This window comes from Sphaerothrix gracilis Ecp01 (assembly GCF_030405905.1).
In the GTDB taxonomy this organism is placed as follows: domain Bacteria; phylum Cyanobacteriota; class Cyanobacteriia; order Phormidesmidales; family Phormidesmidaceae; genus Sphaerothrix; species Sphaerothrix gracilis.
In genome coordinates, this window is sequence record NZ_JASATW010000007.1 from 186,662 (window position 1) to 208,094 (window position 21,433).

At 54.9% G+C, this 21,433-nt stretch carries 19 protein-coding genes and 1 tRNA gene; 14 read left to right on the plus strand and 6 right to left on the minus strand.

Annotated elements, in window-relative coordinates; genetic code table 11:
* Positions 1-20 precede the first annotated feature (20 nt).
* The 7 genes from isiD (at position 21) to QJQ48_RS10025 (ending at position 6,334) form a co-directional block, all read left to right on the plus strand.
* Positions 21-233, plus strand: a complete 213-nt coding sequence (gene isiD / locus QJQ48_RS09995; RefSeq protein ID WP_346291080.1) for a protein IsiD — start codon at positions 21-23, stop codon at positions 231-233.
* Between the two features lie 71 nt (positions 234-304).
* The gene (gene coaBC, locus QJQ48_RS10000) at positions 305-1,528 is read left to right on the plus strand and encodes a bifunctional phosphopantothenoylcysteine decarboxylase/phosphopantothenate--cysteine ligase CoaBC (protein ID WP_346291081.1); all 1,224 of its coding nucleotides are present in this window, start codon (positions 305-307) and stop codon (positions 1,526-1,528) included.
* A gap of 303 nt (positions 1,529-1,831) precedes the next feature.
* Positions 1,832-2,479 carry a sugar transferase gene (locus tag QJQ48_RS10005; RefSeq protein WP_428843040.1) on the plus strand — a complete coding sequence of 216 codons (648 nt, stop codon included), beginning with the start codon at positions 1,832-1,834 and terminating at the stop codon, positions 2,477-2,479.
* 227 nt (positions 2,480-2,706) lie between these two features.
* Positions 2,707-3,405 carry a uracil-DNA glycosylase gene (locus QJQ48_RS10010; RefSeq protein WP_346291082.1) on the plus strand — a complete coding sequence of 233 codons (699 nt, stop codon included), beginning with the start codon at positions 2,707-2,709 and terminating at the stop codon, positions 3,403-3,405.
* A 114-nt stretch (positions 3,406-3,519) separates the two neighbouring features.
* Entirely contained in the window at positions 3,520-4,788 is a 1,269-nt protein-coding gene (stpA, locus tag QJQ48_RS10015) for a glucosylglycerol 3-phosphatase (RefSeq protein WP_346291083.1), read from the plus strand.
* Between the two features lie 85 nt (positions 4,789-4,873).
* Positions 4,874-6,148 (plus strand): DUF389 domain-containing protein, encoded by a 1,275-nt coding sequence (locus QJQ48_RS10020; protein WP_346291084.1) that lies wholly within the window; start codon positions 4,874-4,876, stop codon positions 6,146-6,148.
* A gap of 115 nt (positions 6,149-6,263) precedes the next feature.
* Positions 6,264-6,334, plus strand: a tRNA-Cys gene (locus tag QJQ48_RS10025).
* 194 nt (positions 6,335-6,528) lie between these two features.
* On the opposite strand, the gene QJQ48_RS10030 is transcribed toward QJQ48_RS10025, so the two are convergent.
* Both QJQ48_RS10030 and QJQ48_RS10035 read right to left on the minus strand, forming a co-directional pair.
* Positions 6,529-7,764, minus strand: coding sequence for an MFS transporter (locus QJQ48_RS10030; protein WP_346291085.1), 1,236 nt, complete (start codon positions 7,762-7,764; stop codon positions 6,529-6,531).
* Positions 7,765-7,842: 78 nt separating this feature from the next.
* Positions 7,843-8,586: a DUF928 domain-containing protein gene (locus QJQ48_RS10035; protein WP_346291086.1), complete on the minus strand. Its 744-nt coding sequence runs from the start codon at positions 8,584-8,586 to the stop codon at positions 7,843-7,845.
* Between the two features lie 278 nt (positions 8,587-8,864).
* Here QJQ48_RS10035 and QJQ48_RS10040 point away from each other — a divergent pair, with 278 nt between their 5' ends.
* Both QJQ48_RS10040 and QJQ48_RS10045 read left to right on the plus strand, forming a co-directional pair.
* Entirely contained in the window at positions 8,865-9,503 is a 639-nt protein-coding gene (locus tag QJQ48_RS10040) for a hypothetical protein (protein WP_346291087.1), read from the plus strand.
* 98 nt (positions 9,504-9,601) lie between these two features.
* Complete coding sequence (locus QJQ48_RS10045; RefSeq protein ID WP_346291088.1) at positions 9,602-10,318, plus strand: glutamine amidotransferase-related protein; 717 nt, start codon at positions 9,602-9,604, stop codon at positions 10,316-10,318.
* Positions 10,319-10,401: 83 nt separating this feature from the next.
* On the opposite strand, the gene QJQ48_RS10050 is transcribed toward QJQ48_RS10045, so the two are convergent.
* Positions 10,402-10,692: a hypothetical protein gene (locus tag QJQ48_RS10050; RefSeq protein ID WP_346291089.1), complete on the minus strand. Its 291-nt coding sequence runs from the start codon at positions 10,690-10,692 to the stop codon at positions 10,402-10,404.
* 365 nt (positions 10,693-11,057) lie between these two features.
* Here QJQ48_RS10050 and QJQ48_RS10055 point away from each other — a divergent pair, with 365 nt between their 5' ends.
* The 5 genes from QJQ48_RS10055 to QJQ48_RS10075 all read left to right on the plus strand — a co-directional run bounded on the left by QJQ48_RS10055 (position 11,058) and on the right by QJQ48_RS10075 (position 18,107).
* A complete protein-coding gene (locus QJQ48_RS10055; RefSeq protein ID WP_346291090.1) occupies positions 11,058-11,438 on the plus strand; it encodes a hypothetical protein in 381 nt (126 codons plus the stop codon).
* Positions 11,439-11,841: 403 nt separating this feature from the next.
* The gene (argZ, locus tag QJQ48_RS10060) at positions 11,842-13,947 is read left to right on the plus strand and encodes a bifunctional arginine dihydrolase/ornithine cyclodeaminase (protein WP_346291091.1); all 2,106 of its coding nucleotides are present in this window, start codon (positions 11,842-11,844) and stop codon (positions 13,945-13,947) included.
* Between the two features lie 266 nt (positions 13,948-14,213).
* The gene (locus QJQ48_RS10065; RefSeq protein ID WP_346291092.1) at positions 14,214-14,588 is read left to right on the plus strand and encodes a hypothetical protein; all 375 of its coding nucleotides are present in this window, start codon (positions 14,214-14,216) and stop codon (positions 14,586-14,588) included.
* Positions 14,589-14,614: 26 nt separating this feature from the next.
* Positions 14,615-15,451: a FecR family protein gene (locus tag QJQ48_RS10070; protein ID WP_346291093.1), complete on the plus strand. Its 837-nt coding sequence runs from the start codon at positions 14,615-14,617 to the stop codon at positions 15,449-15,451.
* Between the two features lie 34 nt (positions 15,452-15,485).
* Positions 15,486-18,107 (plus strand): CHASE2 domain-containing protein, encoded by a 2,622-nt coding sequence (locus QJQ48_RS10075; RefSeq protein WP_346291094.1) that lies wholly within the window; start codon positions 15,486-15,488, stop codon positions 18,105-18,107.
* Here QJQ48_RS10075 and QJQ48_RS10080 read toward each other — a convergent pair.
* From QJQ48_RS10080 to QJQ48_RS10090, 3 genes are all read right to left on the minus strand, one after another.
* Entirely contained in the window at positions 18,104-19,129 is a 1,026-nt protein-coding gene (locus QJQ48_RS10080) for an ABC transporter permease (RefSeq protein WP_346291095.1), read from the minus strand. The genes QJQ48_RS10075 and QJQ48_RS10080 overlap by 4 nt on opposite strands.
* Positions 19,130-20,800 carry an ABC transporter substrate-binding protein gene (locus QJQ48_RS10085; RefSeq protein ID WP_346291096.1) on the minus strand — a complete coding sequence of 557 codons (1,671 nt, stop codon included), beginning with the start codon at positions 20,798-20,800 and terminating at the stop codon, positions 19,130-19,132.
* Positions 20,801-20,892: 92 nt separating this feature from the next.
* Positions 20,893-21,366: an ABA4-like family protein gene (locus QJQ48_RS10090; protein WP_346291097.1), complete on the minus strand. Its 474-nt coding sequence runs from the start codon at positions 21,364-21,366 to the stop codon at positions 20,893-20,895.
* Positions 21,367-21,433: the final 67 nt, after the last annotated feature.

Genomic DNA, 21,433 nt, shown 5'->3' on the forward strand with positions numbered 1-21,433 from the left:
ATCCTAAAGGGGGAAAAGCTATGACCACGCTCCATCTTTCTCAAAAAGAAGTGTCTGCAATGACCAAAGATTCAGTTGCAGAATTGGCTAAGCGTTTGGAACAAGATGCTTATGAGAATGCCTTTGAAGGTCTTAAAGACTGGCACCTGCTGAGGGCTGTTGCCTTTCAGCGGCCTGAACTGGTCGAATCTTATGTGCATCTGCTCGATATGGAATCTTTTGATGAGGCTTAAATTCTGCCGCGCTGACCCCATGCCCAATGGCAGCGGCAATTGTTTTACCGTCGGATAGGATTTAAGAAATTTTGAACAATAAAGCGGCTCAGCGCATTCTTTTGGGGGTGGGCGGAGGTATTGCTGCCTATAAAATTTGCGAAGTTGCTTCAGCCCTAGCCAAGCAGGGAGTTTCGGTGCAGGCTGTTTTGACTGAAGCGGCTCAGCGCTTTGTCAATCCGCTGACATTTTCAACCCTTTGCCGCCAACCAGCCTACACCGACGCTGACTTTTGGCAAGCCAACCGAGGACGCCCTCTACACATTGAACTGGGCGAATGGGCCGACATTATTTTAGTCGCGCCGCTCACGGCCAATACCCTAGCTAAACTCACCTATGGTTTAGCAGATAACTTACTCACAAATACGCTGTTGGCCTCAACCAGCCCAGTACTACTCGCACCTGCTATGAACACGGATATGTGGCAGCAGGCGACGGTTGCCCGCAACTGGTCTCAGCTTTGTCAAGATCAGCGCTATCACAGTGTCGGGCCAGGGGCGGGAAGACTGGCCTGCGATCGCGTTGGACAGGGGCGCATGGCAGAGCCAGAGGAGATTTTGACCTATTTGCAGTCTTTGCTCTACAGCCGAGGTCGGCGCGATCTCAGCGGCAAAAAGCTTTTGATTAGCACGGGCGGCACCCGTGAATATATAGATTCAGTTCGCTTCATCGGTAATCCGGCAACCGGCAAAATGGGCATTGCGCTGGCTCAGGCCGCCTATCATCGCGGGGCCACAGTCACCCTCGTGCATGGCCCCATCACTCCTGACCTACTGCAAACGCTGCCGCCGCTGCAGACCCACTTCACGCCTAGCGCCGCTGAGATGCGCCAAACTTTGCTCAACGAAGCTTCCCAGGCCGACTGGATAATCATGGCCGCTGCTGTCGCTGATGTCCGTCCGCTAGAAACCGCCGCCGCTAAGCTGCCCAAACAGGCTTTACCACAGCAACTTCCCTTAGAAACCGTCCCCGATATTGCAGCAGAACTCGGACAGACTAAAGCAGCACACCAAAAACTGATTGGCTTTGCGGCCCAAACGGGCGACATCGTCTCTCCGGCTTTACGCAAGCTAAACCAAAAAAGATTAGACGCGATCATTGCCAATCCCATCGATCAGCCAGATAGCGGATTTGGCAGCGATCGCAATCAGGCTATTTTTATCAGTGGTGCGGGCAAACAGCAGCCCATTTTGCCCTGTAGCAAGCTAGAAATGGCCCATCAGATTCTCACTTTGATTCAGCAGTTAGCCCCTTAACAGGCTGAAGACGAATTCTGCAAAGTGCTTTTATTGAACAATTAGCCGCCTCTAAAGTTCCAAGGCTGCCCCCCACCTTCTACGAACTTTACATAAGGCTAATTCTTTTCAAAGTTTAGACAAACCTGGTAGCTTTATCTACCAATCCCTCCCTAGTGTTTTTACTATGTCAGTGACAGGTAAACGTCAGGAGGAGATCTATAGCCAGCCGTGGTCAGCACTTCTCAGATTTCTACTTGCAAAACATCATCTTTAAGTCCAATCTCCTCATCAGCATCTTTGGAAACAGCGTGTTCTCAAGAGATTCAGCTTGCTCAATCCGTCTCGTCTGAGATTGGGATAGAACACAGCTCTGTGAGAAGTTTATTTAAGCGACTGCTGGATATTTCTGGAGCGCTTATAGGGCTGGTCATTACCGCGATTCTGGCCTTGCCCATTATTCTGGCGATTCAAATTGACAATCCTGGCCCAATCTTCTACAGCCAGGTGCGCTGTGGGCATCGCGGCAAAACTTTCCGCATTTGGAAGTTTCGTTCGATGGTCAGAGATGCCGATAAGCTAATGCATCTAGTGAACAATGAGGCCAAAGGGCTGATTTTTAAGAATGCCAATGATCCTCGTATCACCCGCGTTGGTAAGTTTCTGCGCAAAACCAGTATTGACGAGTTTCCTCAGTTTTGGAACGTGCTGATGGGTGATATGAGTCTGGTGGGCACGCGGCCACCCACTGTGAGCGAAGTGATTCAGTACAAGCCGCACCACTGGCGCAGACTTGAGGTAAAGCCTGGTATTACTGGAGAATGGCAGGTATATGGCCGCTCCACAGTCCAAGATTTTGAGGACGTTGTGCAGCTTGATCTGCGCTACCAGGAGCGCTGGTCGGTGCTGTACGACATTAAGCTGATTTTACAAACGGTGGGGGTAGTCGCGCTGCGCAAAGGTGCCTACTAAGGAACGGCCTCCTCAGAAAGTTTCGTATCCGTGACAACAACGCAGTGTGAGGGCCAGTTTGGCCCTCTTTTTTTGCGACATCAATCCGAAGAGAGTGGATCTTTCAGCAATTTTCTTAGAGAATGAACCTCTATGCCACAGCCAGCTTGATAGCGTAATCACAGTTAGATTTCAGCAAGTTGCTGGTGAGGAGTAGCTGTTAGCCCTCATTCTAGATAAACAAGCTCATGGCCGGTGACGAACAAATTAGCCTTTTCAATCTGGCAGAAGCAGAAGCGGCAGTGCCAGCGGATTTTAATCCTGATCTCATTCCTACCAGCGCGGCTGTACCGATTCCGCCGGGAACGTTTGAGTCGATGGCTGATTTAGCGGTGCCCTGCAAGCAGTGCCAGCGCTGTGATTTAGCAGCGGGTAGAACTCATGTCGTGGTGGGGCGGGGGAATCCTCAAGCCCCGATTATGATTGTGGGTGAAGGGCCGGGACAGAATGAGGACGAGCAGGGACTTCCTTTTGTAGGTCGCTCCGGGCAGCTTTTAGAAAAAATCTTGGCTTCTGTGCGCCTTAGCACTGAGCAGCATGTGTATATCTGCAACGTGGTCAAGTGTCGCCCGCCCGGCAACCGGACTCCTACGACCGATGAGGTCAATGCCTGTCGGCCCTATCTGATGGAGCAGATTCGTCTGGTGGATCCTAAAGTGATTTTGCTGACAGGGGCCACTGCTGTTAAGGGACTGACCGGAGATAAACGCGGCATTACTAAAATTCGCGGCCAGTGGATCGAGTGGGAGGGACGTCTCTGTATGCCCATTTTTCATCCAGCCTATTTGCTGCGCAATCCTTCGCGGGAGAAAGGCAAACCCAAATGGCTGATGTGGCAGGATATTCAGGCAGTTCGGGCCAAGCTGGAAGAGATGTCGGCAATCTAGCGATCGCATCTTATAGCTAATTGACCGCACCGCGATCGCCCAATTCGGCCTTTTTGCAGATGGCTGATAGGTTAGAAGAGGTGATTCTAAGCTTGGCTGCACTCAATAAAACCCATGACTTCTTCCATCCGCTTGCCGCTGCATCAGCAAATCTATTCCCTGCAGCATGAGGCGCTGATTAATCTGCTGGCAACGACTGAAAACCTGCTGATTATTCAGGATCTTGACGGCGTCTGTATGGGACTGGTGAAAGATCCCCTACACCGCGAAATTGAGCCTAGCTATGTGGAAGCTACCCAGTCCTTTGACGGACATTTCTTTGTCTTGACCAACGGGGAGCATATTGGGCAGCGGGGGGTAAACGGGATTATCGAGCGGGCCTATCCAGACAGCCCCGCGTCCTATCTGCCCGGTCTGGCCGCAGGCGGCGTGCAGTGGCAAGACCGCAGCGGTGAGGTGCTGCATCCCGGCGTTAGCGATGAAGAACTAAGCTTTCTAGAAGCAGTGCCGGAGCGGATTCAGCAGCGGCTGCGCCAGTTTTTTAGCGATCGCCCTACTGACCTCACCCCAGGGCAGCTCGACTTTTGCATTGAAGCTTCGGCATTGGATAACAAGGCGTCACCCACGGCCAATCTCAACACTTTCTATGAAGCTCTCGGCAACGGCCATGAAATCTACGTGGCGTTGCAACACGAGATGCAGGCGCTGATGGACGACTTGCTAGCAGAAGCCACGCAGCAAGGTTTGGGCGACTCTTTCTTTGTCCATTACGCACCTAATTTAGGTCGTGATGCCAGCGGCAAAGAGATTGTCTGGTTCAGTCAGGGTGATGAATCCGGCACTACAGATTTTCAATTTATGCTGCGGGGGGCCGTGAAAGAAGCGGGCGTGGTGGCGATTCTCAACCGTTATTATTATCAGCGCACTGGCTCCTATCCCCTGGGGCCAGATTTTAACTCCCGCCAGGCTCCCCACGAACATTTGGCCTTAGTCAAGCTAGTCAAAGACAATTTTGATCCGGCTCACATGCCGCTAATTGTCGGTGTGGGCGATACGGTGACTAGCAAAATGGTGGAGGAAGACGGTCAGCTTCAGGCCAAACGAGGCGGCAGCGATCGCAATTTTCTCCAACTGATTCAGGACATCAACGCCTTTTTTGATCAAGGCAATCTGGTGGTTTATATTGACAGCAGCGGCGGCGAACTGAAAAATCGCAAGGCCCTACAGCTCGCAGAGGTTGACGGTGAGCTGAAAGTCATAGAAGGCCCCTGCGATCCGCGCGATACGTCCGATCCGCTCGTGCTCAACGTGGTATTTCCCGGCGGCTACCGCCAGTACTGCGCGGCTTTTAGCACTGCTGCTCAGCGCCGGCAAGCTTCATAGGCAGCAGAATCTCTCTGCGGGCAGGCTGCTGGCTGCCCGGTTTCGCATAAGCTGAGGCCAAAGGTGGTCTTGCGAGAAAATTGCTATGCGTCAACTGCTGATTCAGGTGCCACGCGGTCAGGGGGCGCAGGTGCTAGCGCTGGCCCAGCAGCATCAGGGGGCAAACCTAGCCCAGGTAGAGGCGAAAAGTCCAGAGGCGGCGATTGATTTAGTCGTTGTCCACGTGCCGAATCGTCAGGTGGAAAAGCTGCTGGATGCTCTAGAAACAGTGCCCGAACTTGAGGTCACGCTGATTCCCAGAGGGGTAATGCCGCTGCGACCGCCTGCGGCGGAAGCGCCCCAGCAGGTTACCAATGTGCAGGCCCGCAGTCCGATTGAGATTGTTCTAGCCGGGCTGCAGAGTATTGGTTCCTGGTATAGCTTTCTGGCTTTTGCGGCGATCGCCGGGGTAATTGTCTGGATTGGTCTGTTTACCAACAGCAGCTTCTTGCTGGTGGCGGCTATGCTGATTGCGCCATTTGCAGGCCCGGCGATGAACGTAGCTATTGGTACCGCTAGGGGCGATCGCCTGCTGCTGCGTAAAAGCCTGGTGCGCTACTTCTGCGCCCTCGCCGTCACGATTGCCACTGCTGCTTTACTCAGCCTGGTTTTCCGGCAGCAGACGCCCTCTAGCCTGATGATTTCGGCTAGCCAGGTGTCAGCCGTCGCTGTTTTGCTGCCGCTAACGGCAGGCGCCGCAGGGGCTTTGCAGCTAGTACAGTCAGAGCGCAGCAGCCTCGTTTCGGCGGCGGCGGTGGGGATGCTGGTGGCGGCTTCCTTGGCTCCCCCGGCAGGCGTGGCGGGCATGGCGCTAGCGCTGGGCGAGTGGGGCTTGGTGAAAAATGGCCTCTTTTTGCTCATTTTGCAGCTTGCCGGGATTAACCTGTCAGGGGCAGCGGTGTTTCGCAGCTATGGCCTATCCCCCACCGGGGCGCGCTACCAGCGGGGCGATCGCTTTATTTTTCCGACTGTGCTGGCGATAACGGGCGTTATTTTGGCGGCTCTCCTGACCTGGCAGTTTAGGCAAACACCTGGTTTGCAGCGATCGAGCCGCGCCCAAGCAGCGGTAGAGGTGATCCAGGAGACTATTCAGCAGAATGATACCGCATACCTAGTAGAGGCCAATGTTCGCTTCACCCGCGCTAGCATTCCAGAGCAAAATACGCTACTCGGCGTTATCTACGTGCAGCCACAAACAGAAACTACTCTCAGCGATACCGCCTTGCGCCAGCAGCTTAGCCGCGAAATTCAGCAGGCCCTACTGCAGCAGGGCTTCAACGTCACGCCGCTAATTGACGTGATCGTCCTCAGTCCCCCTTAAGACGACCAGGTATTGAACCAGCCGCTGACCTGATAATTCAAAGCATGGTTATGAAATTTAACCGACTCCGGCATTAACCTGGTTCACAAAATTTGCTATATTAAGGTTTCGCAGCGGCGGCATGGCCAAGTGGTAAGGCAGAGGATTGCAAATCCTTTATCCCCAGTTCGAATCTGGGTGCCGCCTTTAGACGAGTTGTTGCGACCTATTTCCCACGTCGAAGGAAAGGTTGGCATCAAGAGAGATGCCGTAATTTGTAGGTAACTGAACCTGCAGGTAACTGAATCTAAGATCAAGAGGGTGCTTTCACTTTGGCCTTGCGCGATGCCGTCTCCCTTTCGCGGTATAGATCTCTGCGCTTAGCAAGAGCCTCATTGCCTTTACAGGCTATCAGTCCGCTGTAGTTCAGTTGGCAAGGTAACGCGACTGCTAGCGGCAATACAAAGGCTGGCGGCCAGAAAGGCGATGCCGCCTGCGATCGCCATTACGATAGGCGCTAAATTTTCGGTCTGGCTCACCACCACGCCAAACAAACTGGAAGCGACCGCTCCCCCGCTGAAATAGAGGCCCGTGCCCAAGCCCGCCTTGTCAGCCGGAACCAGGGACAGGGCAAAGGGAATTGTGCCGTTGGAGACAAGGCTGAAAGCTGCCCCAAAAGCGATCGCGATCGCTCCGGCCAGCAGCCCGCTGCGCGTTACAGCCACTAGCCCACACAAAACAGCCATTAATACTAAACCCACAACCATGCTGCGGCGATTACCCAGCTTCAGGGTGAGCCTGCCGGCTGGAATAGCCGTCACCGCCAGAGCTACAAAAATGAGGCCCACGATCAGCTTTACCAGCGGCCCTGGAAGCTGAGCCGACAGAATGGTCGGAAAGCTGCTGAGCAGCAGGCGGAAGCCCAGGGTAATACCTACACCAGCTAGGAAAATTAGGCCCAGTCCCGGCAGAGACAAATCCCGCCAGCGGCTCGCTATCGGGGGAGCCACCTTTTCAGGGGCGATCGCTCGATCTGGCCCTACCTGCCGCAGTGCTGCCGCCGCTACCACCAGCACTACAGAACCAACCGTGAAAGCCACCGCTGGCCCCAAACTAAGAATAAAATTACCTGCCAGTGGCCCCATCGCACCGGCTACGCCCCCCACCAGGGTCAAAATGCTGGCGGCTTGGGGAAGCTGGGTCGCAAAGGCATAGCGGCCCAGCAGTGACAGCGCCGGACTGCGAAAAACCGTCATCGCCAGTGCCCAGGCAACTAGCGTAATCGGCAAAAGCCCCCGCAGCCCGGCACCGCCCCAAACAAACACGGCGGGAATGGCCAGAAAGCAGACCGCAGCGAGAATCAGCCCCAAGGCAATCAGCGGAAAGCGGCTGCCAACCCAGTGCTGAGTGCGATCGCTGAGACTGCCCATCAGCGGCTCCATCACCGCCGCCAGCAAATTCTCCAAAATTAGCAAGCCTGCGGCTAGCCCCCTGGGAAAGCCCAATCCTGTGAGCAGGTCGAGCAAATAGAGGTTATAAATCACCCAGGTGAGGGCGATCGCCCCCTGCACAGCCGCCAAGCCCCACACTTGCCGCCATAGGACCGATTGATTAGGGGCTAGCTGCGTCTGCTGCATGGCTTTTATCTGTGGTTCAGCACTGCCAAACTAGCCGAATTTTCTGGTTCAAACCTAGAAACGATTCAAAACGTTAGGTTATTCCGGTGCGGGGGCGGCTGGTAGCAAAGGCTGCGCCGCGATCGCCTCTAGCTCAACAGAGGTTAGAAATTCTGTCCAGCGCTCTGTGACTGTAAGGGAATCCGGATGAGCTTGGCGCAGAGCCACCAAGCGATCGATAGCCTCAAACCAGAGGCCCTCATCAGCATAGAGCGCCGCGTGAACAGCAGCGGGTTCAGTCGCTAACTGGGCAGCCAGATCAGCCGTCGGTTCAACTCGACGAATCCAGCCGTCTATGCGTAAATCCTGTTGACGAGCCTCGGCGTTGCAAATCAGGGCGACTGACCACTGATAGTCTTGGTCAATTTCTAACGGCGGCAGTCCGGCTGACTCCGGTAGCGCTAAACTGGCGATGCCTGCCTCACGGCTGACCGTAAACGTGCTGCGGTAAATGAGCTGCCGTTCAGTCGTTGCAGCTCCTGCCTGGTAGAGGCTGAACTCCATGAGCTGAGCTGAATTTTGCGGCATGAACCAGTAGAAAGTGGGATATGCCTGCGTAGTTAAACCCAGGTTGCTGTCTGGCAGTAGGGCGGTTAACCGGGCCGGATTGCCTGAGGCACAGCCGCCGCGAGTGCCCCCCCCAACGCGGCGGCCGGGGCGACCGAGGTTGGGCGGACTGAAGCGCTCGGAGAAGGCAGGCGGAATCAGCACTGCGAAGCTGACTAAACTAAGACCCAGCGCTAAGCCTAAAGGAAGGAAGCGGTTTTTGTACCAGTCGTTCATAGGGTTTACCTAATTGCCATATCAGCCTAGATGAGGCGAAGGAATCGATTCCAGAAAGGGTACCTGCCGGTGTAGCGGTGCGAGGCGGCAGAAAACTGACAAATTGCAGCAGCCACAGTGGCAGAGAGCGATCGCAGTGGCCTGTCTCTATTATCTCATTCAGATCAACTCCCCCTAGATCCGCACAAGTTGGTGAGGTTGAATAGACAACTGCTCTATACTGGCGAGTCTAGGTTGGTTTAGATTGAGTGGAGAGAGTCTGTGGGAGTGATTTGCAGATGATGTATCGGTACTGGACGACAGGATTGCTGCTGGGGATGACGCTGACGCTGAGCGCAGTCGCTGAGGTCAAAGCCCAGTTTGAGCCGAGGGCCGAATCGCTATTAGCGCAGCTGGCTGAGACTTACGACACTTATACCGAAGCCAATACGTTTGCCATTGACTATCCTGGTGGCTGGCGAGTCGAGCGGCTCGATGACAAATACGTGCGGCTGATGAACTACGATCCGATTGATCCAGTTGCTCCGGCAGGCGATCGCATCAAAACTGAGATTCAGCTCATTGACGAAGCGCCCGCGGTGGTAGTGGCGCAGTCGCTTGATACGTTGCAAGCTGAGAATACTCAGGTCAATCGCTACCGCGTAGTTACTGTGGATCGGCAGTCCGGCATCCGGCTCTGGCTAGGCGGCCTGCCCGGCGAGTTTTCCCACGCCATCCGCACTTATGTCGGCTATGGCGATCGCCAAACCGCCTTAATCATCAGCTATTACGTCAGCCCCGCCGAGGGGCAAGAAGCGATCGCTCTTGAACGAGAAGCGGCTCTGCTGCGCATCCACGACTCATTCCGCAAGCTGATGACGGCAGCAGCTAGCCAGTCTGACGAAAGCGAAGCCGCTAGCCCAGCGCAAACCGACTAATTTTTTCGGAGAACCGTATCGCGGGCAGCGGTTCAGCCCAGACGGCGATTGCTAAAGTGGGGAAGCATGACTAATAAGAGCGATCGCCCAGCAAGCTTGTGAATCAGGTCTTATCTATTGTTCATCAGGAAACCTCCGATCCCGGCCTTGTCGGGCAGATCCTAAAAGCCAAGGGCTACCGCTTGGAAATGCGCTGTCCGGCTCTAGGCGATTCCCTGCCTCAGAACTTGGAAAATTATGCGGCGGTCATCGTTTTTGGCGGTCCTATGAGCGCCAACGATGATCAAACGCTGCCCTTTATTCGCCAGGAACTTAACTGGATTGCCCAGGTGCTAGCAGCGCAGACCCCTTTCCTGGGCATTTGTCTGGGAGCGCAGTTGCTCACCCGCGTGCTGGGCGGGCAGGTACGTCCTCATCCTCAGGGAATCCGCGAGATTGGCTACTATCCCATCGTGCCTGCGGCTACCGGCCAGCCGTACTTTCAGCAGCCCATGCACGTCTATCATTGGCATCAGGAAGGCTTTGACCTGCCTGGCGGAACAACTCTACTAGCTCAGGGACAAACCTTTGCCAATCAGGCATTTCGCTATGGTCAGACAGCCTTTGGCCTGCAGTTTCACCCCGAAATTACGGCAGACCTAATTGAGGCTTGGACAAGTAAAGCCGTCGACCAGCTTGAGCTGCCCGGTGCTCAGGCAAAACCCTTGCATCTGCAGCTTCACACCGACCACAGTGCAGCAGTACAGCACTGGCTCATCCAGTTTTTGACGCAGTGGCTAGGGGAGGAAACCCCAGCCCTACCCCTTTCAGCTTAGACAAGGTCGCCGGGCAAAAACTGGGCGATCGCCCCCGGCTCTCTGTTTACAAATAGTGTTTACAAGTAGTAATAGCGCTAAAGCTAAGCGCGTTGGCGTCCGTAGTAAGAAACTTCCAAATCAGCACACCAGCTCGGCGTAGTGCTTTCATAGAGATAGACCCGCTGCACCTGATAGTAAACGCCATCTCGAAACAAACAGTCCCCCATCCTTGGAATAATTGGATAGGTAGCAAACCAAAGCGCATCTTCTTTGGGACTGTGCTGGCTGGGCACTGAGGATGCCCGGTAAATAACCTGCACCGGAAAGCCAGAAGTTGTCGCTGAACTGGTTTCTTTTGGCGGTACTGCTTTTTTGCCAGATGCTTTTTTCATCGGAATAGACTCTTCAGCCACACCAGCACTCAAACATGATTTTGCGAATTTATACTGAGTATTTATGCTTATCAAAATCCGTGTTTAGGCACCAAAAATGAACCTGCTCGCGGCTAGAACGCTCTAAATTCAGGGGTTTACGTGGGATCAATCACTTTCGGCGGATGCAGGAAATATACACAAACTTAATAATTAAAGGTAAAACGTAACACCTCTCAATCTGGTAAAGTAACTCTATGAACTTTTGCAACTGTTTGCTCTCATAGTTGAGTCTTCTAGTTAATAGGTCTTGCGGTCTTACTAGCCAGTTGACGACATCCAGTTTGAGAGAGTTGCCAATTTGTGAAGTGCTTGAGGCGGTTTATATGCTATCTCCAATTGAGGAACCTGAAGAACGATTACCCCGCTTTTCTGCTTGGGGCCAAGCTATCTTCAAGGTGATCGGCTTTAGGCTGTTATTTAGCATTGTGATAACGCTGATGCTGTTGCTTACGGGCTGGCAGCCAGAGGAACCAGGGGTGAGGACGATTGCTGCGGCTAACTCATCGGTACAAATGATGACGATGTCCCAGTCGCAGCCACGGGCCAAGCAAATGGCGCGATCGCCAGAGCGACCTGCCGCCAAAGCCGCCAGCCAGTTTGATCCAGCAGTCGCTAATCGACTGAGCCATCAGGGATTGAGTCACGCTGTTCTCACTGGCAATCACCTGACCCGGGCTCATTTATTTACAGATTTGCCTCGCTAATTCTTAAGCGTTAAGACCGCGATCGCGATCGCAGTTTGAGCAGATAAAAACTAACGGTTTCACCTAATTTTCAAGGTTTGATGACATGCTAAAGGTAGACTTCGTTTCAGTCTGCCTTAGCCTTGAAATGGCTGCTAGAAGCTGTGAGAAAAAGTCTAGAATAGTGTGTTGAGTTTTCAACCTCAGCACACCTTTGGCGTTTTTAACAGCGTCAACAGCGGCTCTTAGCCATTGGCGCTCAATCCTTACAGGCATGGTTTGCTCTGTGCAGTATGCCTGAGTTTCGTAGGACATCGGGCTAGCGTCCCGGCACGCCTACAGTGGATTGAGCCAGATTCAATTGCTAAAAGCGTAGATAATTTTTGTCCTATCTCAGGTCAGCCCTTAACTGCCGACGATTCCTATGACTGCTCCCATTCGCTTTCTCATGTGTGCGCCCCATCACTATGACGTGGACTACGTCATTAATCCTTGGATGGAGGGCAATATTCATAAGTCTTCCAAGAACACAGCCACAGCACAGTGGCAAGACCTTTACCAGATTATTTCAGAACGGGCTTCGGTTGACCTCGTGAAGCCCCAGCCGGGATGGCCGGATATGGTCTTTACCGCTAATGCCGGACTGGTCTTGGGTCAGACAGTCGTGTTAAGTCGGTTTTTCCATCCAGAGCGCCAGGGAGAAGAACCCCACTTCAAGACGTGGTTTGAGGAGCAGGGGTTCACGGTGCACGAGCTGCCCAAAGATTTGCCCTTTGAAGGGGCGGGGGATGCGCTACTCGATCGCGAAGGTCGAGTGCTCTGGGCCGGATACGGCTTCCGTACTGAGCTAGATGCTCATCCTTACCTCGCCAAATGGCTCGACATTGAAGTGCTGTCACTGCGGCTGATGGACGAGCGCTTTTACCACTTAGACACCTGTTTCTGCCCTCTCACAGACGGCTACCTGCTCTACTATCCGCCAGCCTTCGATGCCTATTCCAATCGCCTGATTGAAATGCGCGTGTCGGCGGAAAAACGCATCGCGATTGAAGAACCCGATGCAGTTAACTTTGCCTGCAACGCGGTTAATATTGATCGCACTGTTGTCTTAAATCAGGCCAGTCAGGCGCTAAAGCAGCGTCTAGAAAAAGCTGACTTTCAGGTCATTGAAACACCGCTGACCGAATTTTTGAAAGCAGGCGGCGCGTCTAAGTGCCTAACCCTGCGGGTGACAGAGCCAGTCCAGGCAGATGTACATGCCGAAGCGGCTGTAGACAGCAGAACCTTGCAGCTAGAGGGACACCTGCTAGATTCTGGGCTGATTAACCGGGCCTTGGATTTGATCGTAGAAGGCGGCGGCAGCTTTCAGGTACTGAAGTTTGATCTGGGGGAACAGCGCCAGAGTACTTCTTCAGCCCAGGTGAAGGTGTCCGCTCCCGATCGCGGCGTCATGGAGAAAATCATGTCGCAGCTCATTGATTTAGGGGCTGTGGCCTTGCCTCAGGAAGTGCGGGACGCCCAGCTAGAAACGGTAGCCCAGTCAGGGGTAGCTCCTTACGATTTCTACAGCACGACTATTTATCCCACTGAAGTGCGGGTGCAGGGAGAATGGGTGCGGGTCCGCAATCAGCGCATGGACGGCGTTGTGGTTGTTTCGCAAACCGCTGCGGGTACGACGGCAGATTGCTGCCTGCTGCGAGACTTAGCCCAGGGGGATCAGGTCGTGGTTAAGACTGACGGCATTCGCATTGTGCGCAAAGCTGATGTCCGCGACTCTCGCAGTACCCAGGAGTTTTCCTTCATGGGAGCGGGGGTATCTAGCGAGCGCCGGGTAGAGCTGGTGGTTGAGCAGGTGAGCTGGGAGCTGCGCAAGATCAAGGATCAGGGCGGGCGCGTCGTAGTGGTGGCTGGCCCAGTGGTGATTCACACCGGCGGCGGTGAGCATTTGTCTCATCTAATTCGCCAGGGCTATATTCAGGCGCTGCTGGGAGGCAACGCGATCGCCGTTCACGATATTGAGCAGGCCCTGATGGGCACTTCGCTAGGGGTAGACATGAACCGGGGCGTCTCTGTTCGGGGTGGTCACCGGCACCATATCAAGGCCATCAACACCATTCGGCGCTGCGGCAGCATTGGAGCAGCGGTGGAGCAGGGCGTCCTGACCCAGGGTATTTTCTACGAGTGCGTCAAGCACAACGTACCGTTTTCCCTGGCCGGATCGATTCGGGATGACGGCCCCCTGCCCGATACCAAAATGGATCTGATTGAGGCTCAGGCAGACTACGCCAAGCTGGCCCAGGGAGCCGACATGATTTTGATGCTGTCCACCATGCTGCACTCAATCGGCGTGGGCAATATGACTCCGGCAGGCGTCAAAATGGTCTGCGTGGATATCAACCCGGCGGTGGTGACGAAGCTGAGCGATCGCGGTTCAGTGGAGTCTGTAGGCGTGGTGACCGATGTGGGGCTATTTCTCAGTCTGCTAGTGCAGCAGCTCGATCGCCTCAACCATCCCTACCTCGTCAGCTAATCGTCAACTACAGCCCATAAACTTAAAGGCCCTATCATGCTGATGGGGTCTTTTTAGTTAAAGCAGTATTTCGCCTGAGACTGCTAGCCTGGGCGAAAACCGCGCTAAAAATTAGAAGGCGGCGATGGCTGTCAATCTCCAAGCGAAGCAGGCGACGGCTGTAGTATCAAAGGGGTAAGTGACGTTGCATTTGACAGGGAATGGCCGAGCTGAAATAGGCTGGAGCTAGAAAGGAGATCAAGACCAATTTGTTTAGGTTTAAAGAAGTGAGGAAGTATTCATTGGCGCTGCTGGTAGCCCTGTGGGGATTAGCCAGCGGCGGGGCAAGCACCCTGGCAGAAACAGAAAACTGCCGTGCTGCGATTGGCACCAACCCGTTTGAGAATACCAACACCCTGCGTCAGGGCGAAGTGATTGTCGTTGGGCGCTTACCTGAGCGGCACTACCTGGTAATTGTGCCCACCGACGATGCAGCCGTCCTAGAGCAGGTGCAGGCTTGCGTACCCGGTGCCTTCATTACGCGATCGCGTCTGGGCCCTTATATTCAGGCGGGCATCTTTGATCGGCGCTTTTTAGCCGAAAATCTGTCGTCACTGCTGCGGGACGAAGGCATCAGAGCTAGGGTAATCTATGTTCGATAAGTTACTTTAGGTAGGAGCTGAAATAGTTGCGCAGACGCATCCGGGTCTTACTGACCACAACAGCGATACTCGTTGCTCTCTCCGCCGCTCAGAGCCTGTTTGCCCAAACCCTGCCGGTACGGGTTAATCGCTGGCTAGAGCTGCGGCAGGCCAACGGTAGCGTTCTCTATGTGCGGGGAGGCCGGACGCAGCCAGCGCGCACTGGCTTCCGGCTTCAGGCTGTCGGGGATGGCTTGCGCACAGGCGCCGGGGCTAGAGCCACCCTCGCCATAGATACTCAAATCGGCTTTGTGCAGGTTTCTGAGAACACCGATCTGCGCATTACGGAGCTGAGAGCTACCCGCAACGGCGGGCGCGTCACCGAAATTACCGTAACGCGAGGCCAGGCCCGCCTGCAGGCTCGCCCGTTTACAATCCCAGATACCGAGCTGAATATTCGGACGCCGGCGGGGGTTAGCGGCGTCCGCGGCACCGTATTTGGCGTCTCAGTGCAGCCGGAAGGCCGCACTGGCGTGGCGACGGAAGAAGGAGCTGTGGTGTCTGCGGCTGAGGGAGAAAGCGTGTCGATTCCAGCAGGCTTTCAGTCAATGATTATTCCAGGGGAGCCTCCCCTACCGCCGGTTCCTTTGACCAATGATCCCAGCCTGAATCTGAGCGTTCTGAGGGCGGATGGAACTGGAACTGTGGAAATTGCGGGTCAGGTCGATCCGCTGAATCTGCTACTAATAGAAGACGATATTCAAACAACCGATCGCAACGGCGAGTTCGATATTCGTTTACCTCTACCCGCCAATGGCCGGATACGGGTTTTAGTCACAACCCCTTTAGGACAGCAACAAGCCTATGAGCTGGTGGCCCCGTAGACCTAGATTGCCGCTGCCTGAGTTGAAGAAGCTCATGCCAGGAGCCATCATTGCTTTAGCGGTGGCCTGCCTGATGCAGCTCAGGATTTTTGATCCGCTGGAGCTGCTGCTGCTGCGAACCCTGACGCTGATGCGAGGCCCGGTGGAGTGGGACGATCGCATTGTGCTGGTAACGGTAGACGATCGCACGCTGGCAGAATTAGGGCGCTTTCCCATTGCCCGCAGCAACTATACTCAGCTTTTGCAACAGATGGCAGCGGCTGAAGTCAGCGTCGTGGCGCTGAATATTCTACTGACAGATCCCCATCCCGCCGACGCTAGCCTAGCAGAGGCAATTTTGCAGCAGGGACAGGTTGTGCTGGTACAAACCTGGGATGCCCAAGATGTTGAGGTCTTACCAACGCCCCTCCTAGCGGATGCTGCTGTCTTGACCGGCCATATCCGAGAGCTGGTTGATTCCGACGGCATCACCCGTCGAGTCGAGCTGCTGTATCAAGGTGTACCGGCTTTTGGGGTTGCGATCGCCCAGGTCTATAGCCTTGTCGCCGAAATAGTCGCCATCCCCGATCGGGCGATGATATGGGTCAACTGGCCGGGGCCAATCTCTGGTCTATCTAACTATTCGCTGGTGGACGTGGTTGAAGGCCGAATTCCCGCTGCCGCTTTTCAGGAAAAAATTGTCATAGTGGGGGCGACCGCAACCGGAGTTGATTCGCTGCTGACGCCGTTTGACTCGCTGTTGCCCGCTAACGGTATTCACTTCCACGCGGCTGTCGTTCACAATCTGCTGCATCAAAGCTGGCTGCGCCGTCCCAGCGCTCTGTGGATGGGTCTGATTTTAGTAGGTTTAGGGCCTTGGCTGAGTTGGGGTCTGAGCGATCGCGCCTTGATCGTCCAGCTAGCAATTTGGCTGGGAAGCAGCCTGGGGGTTTTAATCATCGCCTTGGTGGCGCTGTATCTCAATGTTTGGGTGCCGACGGTAGCTCCCCTCACCTTTCTAGCCTTAGTGAGCGGCAGCACTATTGCAGTAGATCGACTGCGTACCAGCGCTATTCTGCAGGCCCGCAGCGAATTTCTCAGCACTATGAGCCACGAAATCCGCACCCCCATGAACGCGGTGATTGGCATGACGGAGCTACTGCTAGAAACCCAGCTAACCCCGGAACAAAGGGATCTCTCAGAAACAATTTATTACAGTGGTCAAACCCTACTGGCTTTAATCAATGACACCCTCGATCTCTCTAAAATTGAATCAGGCAAGCTAGAGCTAGAGCAGGTTCCTGTCAGCCTGCGTAGCTGTATTGAGCAGAGTTTGGAACTGGTGGGCAGCAAGGCCAATGAAAAGGGAATTGAGCTAGCCTACTTCGTGGAATCCGATGTTCCTGAAGTCATCTTGGGCGACGAGCTGCGAATTCGCCAAATCCTACTCAATCTCTTGAGCAACGCGGTGAAATTTACTGAGAGCGGGGGGGTGACGCTGACAGCCTGGCTGACTTCTACAACCAGCGCTTGGCGGCTGCATCCCCGTCAGCTGCGGACGGTCGCAGCTAAAGCGGGTCATCTCAATGTGCCGTTCACCTCATGCTGCCTGACATTGGCCGTAGAGGATACTGGCATTGGAATTCCGGCAGACCGTTTAGCCAATTTATTTAAGCCGTTCAGCCAGATGAGTCAGTCAACAGCGCGGCAGTACGGGGGGACCGGGCTAGGACTGTCAATTAGCAAGCATCTCACCGAAAAAATGGGGGGAATGCTTTGGGTCAACAGTCAGTCCGGCCAGGGCAGCACCTTTACCTTATCGCTGCCGGTAATAGCTCCCCGGCAGCAGCCCGTTCCAGCTCAGGTGTTTGATTCCCTGGCGGCGCAACAGGTTGTGATTGTGGAGGCTTACGCTGCCCGCCGCAATTTTCTGCAGCAGCAGCTAGAAGGTTGGAGCCTACAGCCGTGTCTATTTGCTTCTATGGAAACGGCGCTGGCTGACCTAACCTCAGCCTCAGCTCCCCAGGCCGCCCTGATCAATGCCTTGACTCTCAAAACTGGCATGGCGATGGCCGAATCGCTGCGTCACGCAGTTCAGCAGCCAGCCTTGCCCGTTATTCTGATGCTGTCCGCCTTTCAGGCGTCGGCTAAAACTTTGCCCCCAGGCATCCTGGTTTTGCGCAAGCCGATCCGCCAAGCACCGCTGCTAGAGGCGCTGCAGCTCAGCCTCACGCCCCTCAAAGCTGCTATAGATCCAGTCCGCTCACCGCTGCCGACTGCTACCGACAAACCGCGATCGCTGCGGATTCTGCTAGCTGAAGACAACAAGGTGAATCAAAAGGTAGCGCTGCGGATGCTAGAGCGCATTGGCTACCGGGCCGACTTAGCCGTCAACGGTCAGGATGCGGTGCGGGCAGTGGCCGAGCAGTCTTATGACGTGGTGCTGATGGATATGCGGATGCCTGAGCTAGACGGCCTAGAAGCGACCCGCCAGATTCGCCGTCACTACGCCAGCGATCGCCCCTGGATTATTGCCATGACGGCTAATGCAATGGAAGAAGATCGGCGGGAATGCCTTGCGGCTGGGATGAATGACTACCTCAGCAAGCCAATTCGGGTGCAAGCGCTGACCCAGGCCCTAGAGCGCTGTCCCTATCCGCCTCAAACAGCTAGCTAATAGCGAATACGCGGATCAATATAGGCATTGAGCACGTCAATCAGGATGCTCATAACCGCAACAATCACCGCAAAGAAAACCATCAGTCCCTGGACCACCGGGTAGTCCCGCTGGGAAATGGCTTCGTAAAGCCGATTCGCCAGTCCCGGCCAGGAAAAAGTCACTTCTGTCAGCACTGCGCCGCCCAGCATTGAGGCAAAGGTCAGCCCCAAAATCGTTACCACCGGAATCAAAGCGTTTTTCAGCGCGTGGGCCACTAAAATTCGGCGCTCAGGAATGCCCCGCGCCCTGGCGGCTTCCACATAGTCAGCTCGCAAAGTCTGCTTCAGATTCACCCGCACCATGCGCTCAAAAATACCGCTGATCAAAATGCCCAGGGTCAGACAGGGCAAAACCAGGTAGTACAGGGCGATAAAGCACTGGACCAAATTGCCCTGCAGCAGACTGTCTAATACATACAGGCCGGTCGGCCCAGCCGGTGGCTCCATACTGAGGGGAAAGCGCGTGCCAATGGGAAACCAGCGGAGCTGCACCGCAAAGATCAGCTGCAAGATCATGCCGAACCAGTACATTGGCACCGCATAGGTCAAAATGCCAAACAGTCGCCCCCCGGCGTCGATGGCCGTATTGGGCCGAGAGGCAGCGATCGCGCCCACCGTCAGCCCTACCACCGCCGCCACCAGCAGGCCACCGATGGTCAGCTCCACCGTGGCCGGAAAGTGCGCCCCGATAATCTGCCACACCGTCTGTCCCTGACTAGAGAGGGACGTGCCCAAATCCAGCCGCAGCAAATCTCCCAGGTAGCGAATGTACTGCAGCCACAGGGGCGCATCCAAACCAAGCTGCGATCGCAGGGCTTCTTTAGCGGCTTCCGGAGCCCGCGACCCCAGCAGGGCATCAATTGGATCCCCCGGCGTGGCCCGCAGCAGCAAAAATACCACTGTCGTAATCGTCCAGATCATCAGCGGCGCTAGCAGCAGCCGGGCCAAGACATAGTTGCGGAGCGAGGCGGAACGAGACATTTACTTATCAATCTGCCAGAACAAGAACTGCTGGGTGGGCTGAATTTCTACGCCGTCCACATTCGCCTGGGCAAACACGTAGTCCTTGTTTTGCCAGAGGGGAACATAGGGCACATCTTCTTGCAGCAGGGTTTGCAGCTCTTTGAAAATCTGCTGACGGGCTTGGCTGTCAGACTCACTGCGCTGCTGGCTCAGGAGGGTATTGGCGCGATCGCTAAAGTAAAAAGAGCCGCTATCCTGACTTTCTCCTTTTACACACAGCTCGGCCTCCGACCCCTCGCCGCAGCTCATAAAGGGCTGAATGAAAGTGTCAGCGTCGTAATAGTCGGGATACCAGTTTGCCAGTACGGTCGGGTAAACGCCCTTCTCCACGTTTTCCCAGAGGGTAGCGGACTCAGCGCTGTTGATTTCGACATTGACCAAACCGGGAAGCCCCTGCTCAATCGATTCTTTCAGCGTCGTTGCCACAATGCTGCGGGTGGTGGAAGAAGAGGGATACCAGAGTTCCAGCGTAAACGGATTAGATTCCGAAAATCCGGCGGCGGTTAAAAGCTCTCTGGCCTGGTCAAAGTTGCCATCGCCGTAGGCTTCCTCAAATACCGGCTCGTAAATATCAAAGCTGGTAGGAATCAGGCTGTAGAGCGGCTCCGCCTGGCCCTGAAACACCCGCTGGTTAATCAGCTCCCGGTCAATCATCGCCGCCACGGCCTGCCGTACTCTCACGTCGTCAAACGGCTCGATCTTCTGGTTTAGGGTCAGGAAATTGGTAACGGTCGTCCCCGCTTCAATGACCGTCCAGTCGTTGCTGTCGGCTTCGCGCTCTAGGCTGGCAATCTGGTCGGGGTCGAGAGTTTGATAGGCCACGTCAACGCTGCCCGTGCGAAAGGTGTTGTACAGGTTGGCGGCGCTGGTGAAAATTTGGATATCTACGCCTTCGTTACTGGGGGCTTCTCCCCAGTAGTCCTGATTCACGTCTAGCTTGATGGCATCGGGACTAAAGGAGGCCAGCTTGTAGGGGCCAGAACCGATGAAGGTATCAGGCTGAAAGCTACCGGCAGCAATCTCATAGGTATCCGGGGGAACTGGGGTAACGCCCCAGAAGGTGAGCAGGGCGGTAAAGGCGGCGAAGGATTCTTGCAGCGTCATGGTTAGCTCGTAGTCGCCAGTGGCCTCCACGGCGGCAATCTTGTCTGCCAGCAAAAAGGCTGGGCGTCCGCCATTCTCCATGAATCGCTCAATGGAAAAGGCCATGACTTCGGCATTGAAGGGGGTACCATCGTGCAGCATCACGTCTTCCCGCAGGGGAATGGTATAGGTGAGACCATCTTCGCTGATTTCGGGCATCTCGGTGGCCAGCTGCGGCACCAGATCAGTCGTCCCCGGTTCATAGGTGTAAAGGCGATCGCCCAGGTTGTAGAGCAAAATGCCGGGAAAAATTTCGTAGGCATCCGCCGGATCGAGGGTTCTTGCCTGCAGGGTAGTACCAACACTGACCCGCCCGCCAGCGGCACTCTCGGCTGGGGCGCTGTCGCTGCTTTGGGGTTCCGGGCTGCAGGCTACAATCAGCCAGAGGCCAAAACTAAACAGGGCGATCGCCTGCAGGGCCGTTCGCCGCGATCGCGAAAACCGAGTCCGCCATTTCTTTCGTAAAGTCGTTATCGCCCGCAGCATAGTTATCTCCCCAAAACAGAACCAATCCCCGCCTAATTTCAAAAAAGGGATCCTGCTAGTTTTACCACTGCCGCTGACTTTGTTCAATTCCCTTAGCTGCCAGCAGACACAGATTCAGCGGCGGCGGCCTCCTCTGGTTGGGGCCAGAATTTCTGGCTCAGGGTTTCGGTGATGAAGTGGCAGAGCAGCCCCAGCGGCCCGGCAAAGAAGCACAGTAGCAGCGAGTGGCGAAACCAAATGTTTAGCTCCAGCGATCGCTGATAGACCCAGCGGCCTACAAACAAGTCCATCACTAAAAAATGCACCCAGCCTGTCGCTGTTACCTTTTCCTGAGCAAAAAGCTGAGCCAGGTCTGCCAGCTTGAGCTGCGGATCAGAGAAGGTTTCAATGGTTTGCGGATCAAGGCTGACGACAAACAGATAGAGATACACCAGCGCCAGCGCCACAAAAGGTAGATAAGAGGACATAATCCGCCGGGTAATGTTCCAACGTGGCACCAGCAGCATCAGCCCCCAAAAGGGCAGCACAAACAGATTGGCACCGCTAAAAATCAGCTCTAAAGACATGGGCGATCGCGCTTATAGTTTCTCACTCTGCTGTGATTCTAATCTCATCGGCCCGGGGACGGCTGCC

What these genes read in the sequence shown, in the direction of transcription:
- QJQ48_RS10085 (WP_346291096.1), bottom strand. Translation starts at nt 20,800, where the DNA reads ATGCTGCGGGCGATAACGACTTTACGAAAGAAATGGCGGACTCGGTTT.
- stpA (WP_346291083.1), top strand. Translation starts at nt 3,520, where the DNA reads ATGACTTCTTCCATCCGCTTGCCGCTGCATCAGCAAATCTATTCCCTG.
- QJQ48_RS10030 (WP_346291085.1), bottom strand. Translation starts at nt 7,764, where the DNA reads ATGCAGCAGACGCAGCTAGCCCCTAATCAATCGGTCCTATGGCGGCAA.
- QJQ48_RS10090 (WP_346291097.1), bottom strand. Translation starts at nt 21,366, where the DNA reads ATGTCTTTAGAGCTGATTTTTAGCGGTGCCAATCTGTTTGTGCTGCCC.
- QJQ48_RS10050 (WP_346291089.1), bottom strand. Translation starts at nt 10,692, where the DNA reads ATGAAAAAAGCATCTGGCAAAAAAGCAGTACCGCCAAAAGAAACCAGT.
- QJQ48_RS10075 (WP_346291094.1), top strand. Translation starts at nt 15,486, where the DNA reads ATGCCAGGAGCCATCATTGCTTTAGCGGTGGCCTGCCTGATGCAGCTC.
- QJQ48_RS10020 (WP_346291084.1), top strand. Translation starts at nt 4,874, where the DNA reads ATGCGTCAACTGCTGATTCAGGTGCCACGCGGTCAGGGGGCGCAGGTG.
- QJQ48_RS10010 (WP_346291082.1), top strand. Translation starts at nt 2,707, where the DNA reads ATGGCCGGTGACGAACAAATTAGCCTTTTCAATCTGGCAGAAGCAGAA.
- QJQ48_RS10040 (WP_346291087.1), top strand. Translation starts at nt 8,865, where the DNA reads ATGATGTATCGGTACTGGACGACAGGATTGCTGCTGGGGATGACGCTG.
- isiD (WP_346291080.1), top strand. Translation starts at nt 21, where the DNA reads ATGACCACGCTCCATCTTTCTCAAAAAGAAGTGTCTGCAATGACCAAA.
- QJQ48_RS10035 (WP_346291086.1), bottom strand. Translation starts at nt 8,586, where the DNA reads ATGAACGACTGGTACAAAAACCGCTTCCTTCCTTTAGGCTTAGCGCTG.
- QJQ48_RS10080 (WP_346291095.1), bottom strand. Translation starts at nt 19,129, where the DNA reads ATGTCTCGTTCCGCCTCGCTCCGCAACTATGTCTTGGCCCGGCTGCTG.
- argZ (WP_346291091.1), top strand. Translation starts at nt 11,842, where the DNA reads ATGACTGCTCCCATTCGCTTTCTCATGTGTGCGCCCCATCACTATGAC.
- QJQ48_RS10055 (WP_346291090.1), top strand. Translation starts at nt 11,058, where the DNA reads ATGCTATCTCCAATTGAGGAACCTGAAGAACGATTACCCCGCTTTTCT.